Source organism: Bradyrhizobium sp. MI1.11, assembly GCF_055811255.1.
Window position 1 is genome coordinate 62953 of sequence record NZ_JBVVPM010000038.1, and the last position, 8169, is coordinate 71121.

The following is an 8169-nucleotide window of genomic DNA, read 5'->3' on the forward strand; positions in this document are numbered from 1 at the left end:
ATCCTATCCATCCGCGACAACTACCGGATTGCAGTCGGAGGCGCTACCTGCTGCTCGCAATCGTCAACCAAGGTGCTGATCATGAAAGTGTTGATCGTCTTCGCTCATCCCGAACCGCGCTCCCTCAACGGCTCGCTCCGCGATGTCGCCGTCAGAGAACTCGAGGCTGAGGGACACGAGGTGCGGGTGTCAGACCTTTACGCCCATGGCTGGACATCCGAGGTCGGCCGCGCCGACTTTCCGCTGCTGCCGCAGGACGCGCGGCTGGCGCCGGCCGCCGCCTCCAAGCAGGCGTTCGAGTCGGGCACGCTCACCGCGGACGTCAAGGCCGAGATCGAGAAGCTGCTGTGGGCGGACGTCCTGATCCTGCAATTCCCGCTGTGGTGGTTCAGCATGCCGGCCATCCTCAAGGGCTGGGTCGACCGCGTGTTCGCCTACGGTTTCGCGTATGGCGTCGGCGAGCACAGCGACAAGCGGTGGGGCGACCGTTACGGCGAAGGCAGGCTAGCGGGCAAACGCGCGATGCTGATCGTGACGGCCGGCGGCTGGCAGGAGCATTATGCGGCGCGCGGGATCAACGGGCCGATCGACGACCTGCTGTTCCCGATCAATCACGGCGTCCTCTATTATCCCGGATATGACGTGCTTCCGCCGTTCGTTGTCTACAAGGCCGACAAACTGGACGAAGCCGGTTTCCAGGCGACTGCCGAACGTTTGCGCGAGAGGATGCGAACGCTTGCGACGACATCGCCGATTCCTTACCGACGCCAGAATGGCGGCGATTACCTGATTCCGAGCATGCAGCTCCGCGCAGGACTTGAGCATTCCGGCGCGACCGGATTCGCGCTTCACGTCGAGCAGGCCGAGGCACGCAGCCCGAATGGTGAGGCGAGCTCCATGCGCTCGACGACGGATCGTTGCGCGGCAACGGCGTAATCCGTCGCGCGCGCGACATCACCCCATCACCGTCCGGGTCAGCGTGCTCCGCGCAAACTTCTTCAGCGGCATCGGCTTGCCGAACAGAAAACCCTGCACGAGGTCGAAGCCGAGCTCGTTGGCGGCGACGAGGTCGGCGCGGCTCTCGACGCCCTCGGCGACGGCGTGCACGCCGTAGCCATGTGAAAGCTCGACGATGTGGCGGCACACCGTGCGCTTGAGGCGATCAGTGCCGCTGCCGGTGACGAAGTGCCGGTCGGCCTTCAGCTTGATGAACGGAATTTTTCCGAGGTCCATCAGCGACGGCCAGTTGGCGCCGAGATTGTCGATCGACAGGCCGATATTGTGCAGACGCAGTTCGCGGGCGACCTCGACCAGGAGATCGAGGTCGCGGATCGCCTCCTCGCTGTCGATCTCGATCGTCAGCCCGCCGAACGCCGGATGCGTCGGCATTCGGCGGCAGAGATCGCCCACGGCTTGCGGCTCCTTCAGATACGACGCCGGCAGATTGATCGCGAGATCGACCGGGCTCTGCTGCTCCAGCAGATAGTGCCAGTCCTGCATGGCGCGCTCGATCACGAATTCGGAGAGGTCGCGCAGATTCGGGTCGTGCTCTTCGGGGATGAAATAGGCCGGCGGCACCACGCCCCAGGTCGGATGCCGCATCCGCACCAACGCCTCTGCGCTATTGCGGATCAGCGTGCGCGCGTCGATCTTGGGCTGGTACCAGAGCTCGAGCCAGCCAGCGTGCAGGGCCTCGCCGACATGCACGGCCGGGCTCGGCGCCGGCTCCTCCGGCAACAGCATCGCGACGCGGTCGCGCAGCGTCTCCGCGGCAAAGGGCGTGGTCAGCGGCGGCAGCATCTTGAGGCCGTATTCCTCGCCGACCTGCTGCACCGCCCTGACGATGATCGACTCGCGGGCGCCCACCGTCAGAACCTTTCCGTCAAAGGCCTCGCGCACCAGCGTCTCCAGAAATTTTCCGGGCTCGATGCCGTCGGCAGCGATGCCGAGCAGGATCAGGTCGGGCAATCCGCTTGTCAGCACGCTCTGCAGCTCCTCGGCGCTGGCGCATTCGGTGGTGACGAAGCCGAGATCCTCCAGAACTTCCGCGAGAAACGCGCGCAGATGGCGCTTGCCGTCGGCGACGCAGGCGCGCGGCTTCATCTTTCGCCGTCCGAAGGTCTTCGGCCTTCGTTCGGCGAGTTCTACAATTTCGTCGTTCATCGCAAGCACTCCCGTTCCGTGCCGGTGTGTTAGCGACGTGAGCAGTTTCAAATATGGAAGGCTTCAGTCGATTGTCGAATTATCTGGGTAACGTTAAAGCACCCATCACGTCTAAAATTGTCTGCGTCTTGTTCGAGAAGTTTTTACGTCTGCCCGCGCATCGGGCGCAGGGTTGCGGCAATCACTGGAGATTCCGCGACGCGCAGTAAGGCTGCATGCACGCGCACTGTCCTGCAATTGGACCAAGCCGCGCGCGCCTCGCCCAATTGAATAATGGCGTGCCTCAATTGCGCGCGATGCGCGCATTTTTCCCGGTTCGCTCGTGACGGTTCTGCGACAATGCGTCGGTGCGCGCTGGCGCCCGTGTGAAGCACATCACAAGCGGATTGCTGCACGTGCGCTATTGCTCTGGGCAGCCGGTGGTGGGCTGTCGAGGATCGCAGCAATGACGTCGCGGCGAATAATGTATTGGTGGTTCAGGTTCGTGCTGTCAGGGCGATTTCTCGATCGCTTCCTGTGCCTGCCGCGCGCGCATTAGCGCGGGATCAGGTTTGGCCGATCAGCTTGCGCAACGCGGCCGCGCCGTCCTCGATCGCATCGCGTCCCTTCCAGGCCAGATAAGACAGCTTTCCACCGAGCGTATCGTGGCTGCGCAGCCGGCGCGAGCCGAGAATGTGGCCGACATTGGAGGGGAAGCGGCTCACCTCGGCGGCCACCAGCGCCGCGATCGCGTCCATCAATTGCTGGAGCCGAATGCCCCATTCGCAATGCTCGATGCCGTCGATCCGCACCTTGAGCGCATATTCGGTGTCGTAGATCTCGGCGAGCAGGTCGCGTGCGATCAGCACCCGGTTGTGCCGGAGCGCGATGCGCAAGGCGAGGCGCCTGTCGTCGAGCTGGTCGAGCACCATGTGAACGACGCAGGCATAGGGCGTGGCGGCGACATCGGCGGCGCTCTTGCTCGCGGCGGCCTTGGTGGCAAGGCGCACCAGTTGCCAGAACGTCTTCATCCGCCTCGCCACCAGCGTCAGCGCGAACGGCAGCGCCTCGGGATGGGCCTTCTTGAAGGCGTCCAATCGTGCGGTGATCTGATCGACCAGGCCGTCGTCGAATTTCGCGATCTTCTCGGGCAGCTTTTCGTTGAACTTCGGCAGCGCAGCGCCGGCGCGCAGCACGTGCTGCATCTTCTTCACGTCGTCGAAGGCGGTGCGCGACGCCGTATATTGCGCGAGCTTGCCGCGCGCGAACTCGGTGCTCTCCGCTGAGGCGAGGGTGCTCTCGAGAACCTTGACGACCTTGGTCTGGAAGGTCGATGCGATCTTCAGCACTTCCTTCTGGTTGTTGGCGGCGACCTGGTCGTTGATCGCCTTGATGTAGTCGCGCGCCATGGTCGGCAGCAGGTCGCGGCAGATCCATTCCCAGATCGGGGTGAGGGTGTTGCGCGAGATCCGCCCCATATTGGCATGCTCGGGCGCGCCGTCGATCAGGAGCAGCTCGAGCGGCGCAAAGAAATGGCGCGAAGGACTGGTGGCGCGCGCCTGGCTCGATCCGTCCTTGCGAAATTCGGCGCGCAGCCGCGATTGGAGGTCGGACGAGCCCGGCATGTCGATGCCGCACAGCTCAAGCCGTTCGAGCTCGCTGAGCAGGCAGCTGCGCGACAGCGGCGTCAGCTTCTGCAAGAAGTTCGATAGCTGGTCGATCTCGTTCATGGCACGCAATCTTCCGCAACGATTCCAGCAGGCCTACCGGCCCCATGCATGGAGGCATTTGCGCGCTCTCAGTTGCGACATAGAGAAGCAAGCCGCCGTTAATATATCCGTAAAATCCGGGGCCTCAGGTAATCGGCGCGGGTCGGATCGTTAAGAAGGCTTCGGGTGACCCGCCTACCATCTGGGCAGGTTCAGCAACCTAAGAATGTTGAGAGACGTTGCTACTCAAGCATAAAGTGTGCCTGTGTCGGGGTTTCAGCACAAAACTGCCAAATTCACCGTAGTCTTACGGAGCAAAAAGTTAACCACAGATCGCGTCGGGTTCCGCTAAACGAGTGACATGGGGTCACAGAATGATACGGCCACTGATTCGCGGCCGTCGGAATGGTACGACAGCAACGCCGCTCCAACTGAAGAGCTCGATGTCGTCCGCCTGAACGCCGCCCGTGCCAAGGCGGCCGACGAAATGGCCGCCGCCATCGCCCGCGAGCTCAACGGTCCCCTCACGGCGCTCCTGCTCTACATGGGCGAGATCAAGCATCACAGCGATCAGCTCGCGCCGGTGACGGGCGACCGTGCCTATTTGCAGCGGGTCGTGGAGAATGCGCTGGTGCAGACCGAGCGGGTTTGTGGCCTCGTCAAACAGCTTGCCGGTTCTCCCACGGCTGGTCTGCCGACCGCGGAGGCCGAACCGAAGCTCACGCGCGCGCCACAGCCGCAGCGGGTGTCGAGCGGCGAGATCCTCGGCCTGTCAGGCCAAAAGCGGCTGACCAAGCGCGAGGGCGAGGTGCTGAGGCTGATCAGCGAGGGATATTCGAACAAGCAGGGTGCGCTTCGGATGCAGATCAGCCCGCGCACCTTCGAGAGCCATCGCGCCGAGGCGATGCGGAAGCTCGGTGCGCGCAACACGGCGGACCTCGTCCGTGCGGCGCTGCTGCATTCGATCGACTGAAGGCTCTTGCCTCGGGCCGCCCGCCAGCGGCGAGGGCCAAGCGTGAGACATCTCTCGAGAAAGACCCGCGGCTCCGATCGTGCTCAGAAATAATCTTCGGCGAAGGGACGCGCGCGCGACGAGGGCCGCAGCGGCTTGAGCTCTTCCTTCGGCACGTTGGGAATGATCGTGATGGTCCAGCGGGGCGGCATGCTCGATTCCTGCTCCAGCACCGAACGCACGAAGCCCGTCACCGTCGCCTCGCCAGCGGCCACCGTCGCCATCCGGCCGTTGAACTGTGCGATGCGGAAGCGACGAACTTCTTTCTGGTCCGCGGTCTCGTAGGTGAACATGGAAACCTCCTGGTTTCCGGCGACTATCGCTGCCTATGATTAGCCATCTGTGAAAATCCCAAGCCGTAGAAGTACGGCGGGCATGCACGTGTGAGTGGTTACGGCGTTTTCGAGCGCGCGCGTCAGCCCTCCGGCTCCTGCGCGCGCCCGGCGGCATAGGCCGCGTCCATCAGGTCCAGGAGGTCGCGAAATCCGGCGTCGCCGAGCCTCTCCGCGGTCTTCTCCAGCCGCAGCGCCAGCACCGCGAGCCTGACATAGCCGAACGTTCCGGCCGCGCTCTTCAGCGAATGCGCTTCGCGCGCGATCCTGCCGTGGTGCTGCGCGAGCGAGAGCGTGCGGAACAATTGCAGGCGCGCACAGGTCTCGCTCCAGAACACGTCGCGCACTTCGCAAGCACCGTCCTCGCCGATCTCGCGCACCAGCGCCTGGTACGCGCCCGGCTCGCGCGCAGGCTCGGCATCAAGCGCTGTCTGCGCAGGCGCGACGGTGACTTCGAACATGGTTTGGCCTGCCTTGATCACGGTTGGTTTGCCGCTGGCCCGTACAGGCGCGCGCGTCACGTCCATGTCTACGGCATCCGGATTTCAGTTCCGGTAGCAGGACAATCCGTGTTTGCGGGCCGGAATTAGCGGCCGGTTTACCACGCCGCGGCACCGTCAGCGTGGGCCGAGCAGCCGGTCATACTGCGCCTTCACGGTGGCGTAGCATTCGCACGCCGTCTGGCGCAGGCCGTCCAGGTTGAGGATCTGGATGTGTCCGCGGCTGTAGTGAATGAAATTCGCCTGCTGCAAGGTATTGGCGACCAGCGACACGCTGTTGCGCCGAGCGCCGATCATCTGCGCCATCGCCTCCTGGGTCAGCAGCAGCCGGTAATCGCCGGAGAGGTCATGGGTGTGCAGCAGGCAGCGCGACAGCCGTGCCTCCACCGGATGGGCGGCGTTGCAGCCCGCGGTCTGCTGCACCTGCGCGTAGACCGCGAGCCCGTGACGCGTGAGCAGCGTCCGCAGGGTGCCGCTCTGGTCGGCCGCGATGCGCAGCCGGTCGAGGTCCATCATCGAGGCGGAGCCGGGAACCAGCACGATGGCCGTGTTCAGCGCGCAGGCATCGCCCATGGTCGAGAGCGTTCCGAGCAGGCTGTCGCGGCCGATCATGGCGACTTGCACGTGCTCGCCCCTGGCGAGCTCGACCACCAACGAGATGACGCCGCGATGAGGAAAGTAGGCGCGCTTGAGCGTTTCGCCGGTCTCGACCAGCACCGCGTCATGCGGCAGATCGCCCGTACGCAGGTGCGGGCGGATCAATTCATAATCGTCTGCCGACAGCGCGGACAGGAAACCGTTGGAGGAACGCACCATCGTTTCCAAAGTAGCCTCCCGTCTCTCGGACCCGCGGGGCCGCAGCACGCGAAACTGCTTGCCGTCCGCGCAAGTTCCATCATCTTCCCGTCGGGATATATAGGCAATTGGGACAAGTTGTCCGACCGGTGATCGCCGCTGCACGTCGCCCTCGCCAAGACAGATTCCCTGACCATTTCCACGATACCAATTTGGGAACCCAGCAGATCCAGATCGTCGACTGGAGCATCCATTCGGAGGGTGGTCGCGGTCATGGTTGATCCGGCGCGTTTCGAAGTGATCGCCGCCATGTTCCTGTTCGTCATCCGGTTGTGCGGCAGCAAAACCTTATTATAATGGTTGTGTCGCTCTGCGTATACCCGTTGGGGGCAGACAGGCTGGTGCATTTGCGGCCGAAATGAGAATGGCACGCTGATTCGCTGATGAGCCGGCGAACCGATCTGCGAGGGGTTGCGCAGGTAAAAGCGGCAAGGGGCCTTCATGAGCCGGAAGCATTGCATCCGCGCTGCCATCGGACGCCGGTCGACCCGTGCACCCTCGTTGGTCGGACGAGTGCCTGCAATTTTCAAATATTGCTTTGAACCTTGGCGCCGCGTGGCCGCAGATTCCGCGTCCATCGTCTTCCTCGCCCCGGCAACGACATTCTCAACAGTTCATTTCTCGAGCAAAGGAGAAAGGCGTGCGCCACGGTTCAATTATTGAATCGCCGAATCGGGAAGCTCAAACGGGGACAGAAGGTCTGCGCCATATTCTCGTCGTCGACGACGACCCGATGGTCTGCATGGCCATCGAGGTCTATCTCCAGCGCAACGATTTTCGAACACGAGCAGTTCGATCTGATGATCATCGATATTTTCATGCCGCACAAGCGCGGGTTCGAATCGGTCAGGATCTTCCACGAGCGGGCGCCAGCCGTTCCGCTGATCGCGATGTCCGGCTACGCGTTCGCAAATCTGAATTCGCCTGCCCCCGATTTCCTCCGGATGGCGCTGGAGCTCGGTGCGGCGCGCTGTCTGCGCAAGCCGTTCACGCCGCACGCGCTGCTCGCCGCCATCAACGATTGCCTGGCGGAGCACCGTCCCCACGGCGACCTTGCCTCGGCCGCGCGCCTGGGTTAGCGCGGCACCGGCCGCAGTGGACACGGGTAACGGTTCGTTTACCGCAAATGCGGGTCTTGCGTATCCCGGCAAAGCACCAAGCGAACGTGGCGAGACTGCCGCGGCTTGCAGGCGGCTCGATACAATTCCGCGAAGACCGCGCATATCGTCCTTCACGAGCAGGGCTTTCCCGCGCGCCTGGTCCCGCTGTTATCGGCACGTTCACCTAACGCGTCTCGCGGTTGCGGCGTGGGGCCGGTTTTGCCGAAAAACGCTGTCGCCTGCAGTCGAACGGCAAACTTGTCTTCAATATCCGTATTAGCACGGAGGATGAAATTAACGGGACCGTGAAAGGGGATGTCTAACGATCCAAGGTGGGGACTTCCGTTCATGCCAGCGCGGCTCGGGTGTCGAGGTCCAGATCCAGGTCAGTAAGGCGTAGCTCATGGATGATCTGTTGCGGGAGTTTTTGACGGAAACCAGCGAGAGCCTGGACACCGTGGACAATCAGCTGGTGAAGTTCGAGCAGGAGCCGAACAACGCCAAGATCCTGGATAACAT

General features: G+C 63.2%; 7 protein-coding genes and 1 pseudogene. 3 read left to right on the forward strand and 5 right to left on the reverse strand.

Annotated elements, in window-relative coordinates:
- Positions 1 to 81 precede the first annotated feature (81 nt).
- On the forward strand, positions 82 to 936 hold the full coding sequence (locus tag AC0L30_RS29855; RefSeq protein ID WP_354169765.1) for an NAD(P)H-dependent oxidoreductase: 855 nt from the start codon (positions 82 to 84) through the stop codon (positions 934 to 936).
- Positions 937 to 954: 18 nt separating this feature from the next.
- Here AC0L30_RS29855 and AC0L30_RS29860 read toward each other — a convergent pair whose 3' ends face one another.
- On the reverse strand, positions 955 to 2163 hold the full coding sequence (locus tag AC0L30_RS29860) for an EAL domain-containing response regulator (RefSeq protein ID WP_007598940.1): 1209 nt from the start codon (positions 2161 to 2163) through the stop codon (positions 955 to 957).
- A gap of 545 nt (positions 2164 to 2708) precedes the next feature.
- Positions 2709 to 3872: a hypothetical protein gene (locus AC0L30_RS29865; protein WP_473405844.1), complete on the reverse strand. Its 1164-nt coding sequence runs from the start codon at positions 3870 to 3872 to the stop codon at positions 2709 to 2711.
- Positions 3873 to 4212: 340 nt separating this feature from the next.
- On the opposite strand from AC0L30_RS29865, the gene AC0L30_RS29870 reads away from it, so the two are divergent.
- A complete protein-coding gene (locus tag AC0L30_RS29870) occupies positions 4213 to 4824 on the forward strand; it encodes a LuxR C-terminal-related transcriptional regulator (protein WP_007598945.1) in 612 nt (203 codons plus the stop codon).
- An 83-nt stretch (positions 4825 to 4907) separates the two neighbouring features.
- Here AC0L30_RS29870 and AC0L30_RS29875 read toward each other — a convergent pair whose 3' ends face one another.
- From AC0L30_RS29875 to AC0L30_RS29885, 3 genes are all read right to left on the reverse strand, one after another.
- The gene (locus tag AC0L30_RS29875) at positions 4908 to 5156 is read right to left on the reverse strand and encodes a hypothetical protein (protein WP_007598946.1); all 249 of its coding nucleotides are present in this window, start codon (positions 5154 to 5156) and stop codon (positions 4908 to 4910) included.
- 122 nt (positions 5157 to 5278) lie between these two features.
- Positions 5279 to 5656 carry an Hpt domain-containing protein gene (locus AC0L30_RS29880; protein ID WP_035995376.1) on the reverse strand — a complete coding sequence of 126 codons (378 nt, stop codon included), beginning with the start codon at positions 5654 to 5656 and terminating at the stop codon, positions 5279 to 5281.
- A gap of 156 nt (positions 5657 to 5812) precedes the next feature.
- Positions 5813 to 6511, reverse strand: coding sequence for a Crp/Fnr family transcriptional regulator (locus AC0L30_RS29885; protein ID WP_219681736.1), 699 nt, complete (start codon positions 6509 to 6511; stop codon positions 5813 to 5815).
- Positions 6512 to 7190: 679 nt separating this feature from the next.
- On the opposite strand from AC0L30_RS29885, the pseudogene AC0L30_RS29890 reads away from it, so the two are divergent.
- Positions 7191 to 7629 (forward strand): annotated as a pseudogene (locus tag AC0L30_RS29890) (response regulator).
- The last annotated feature ends 540 nt before the right edge of the window (positions 7630 to 8169 follow it).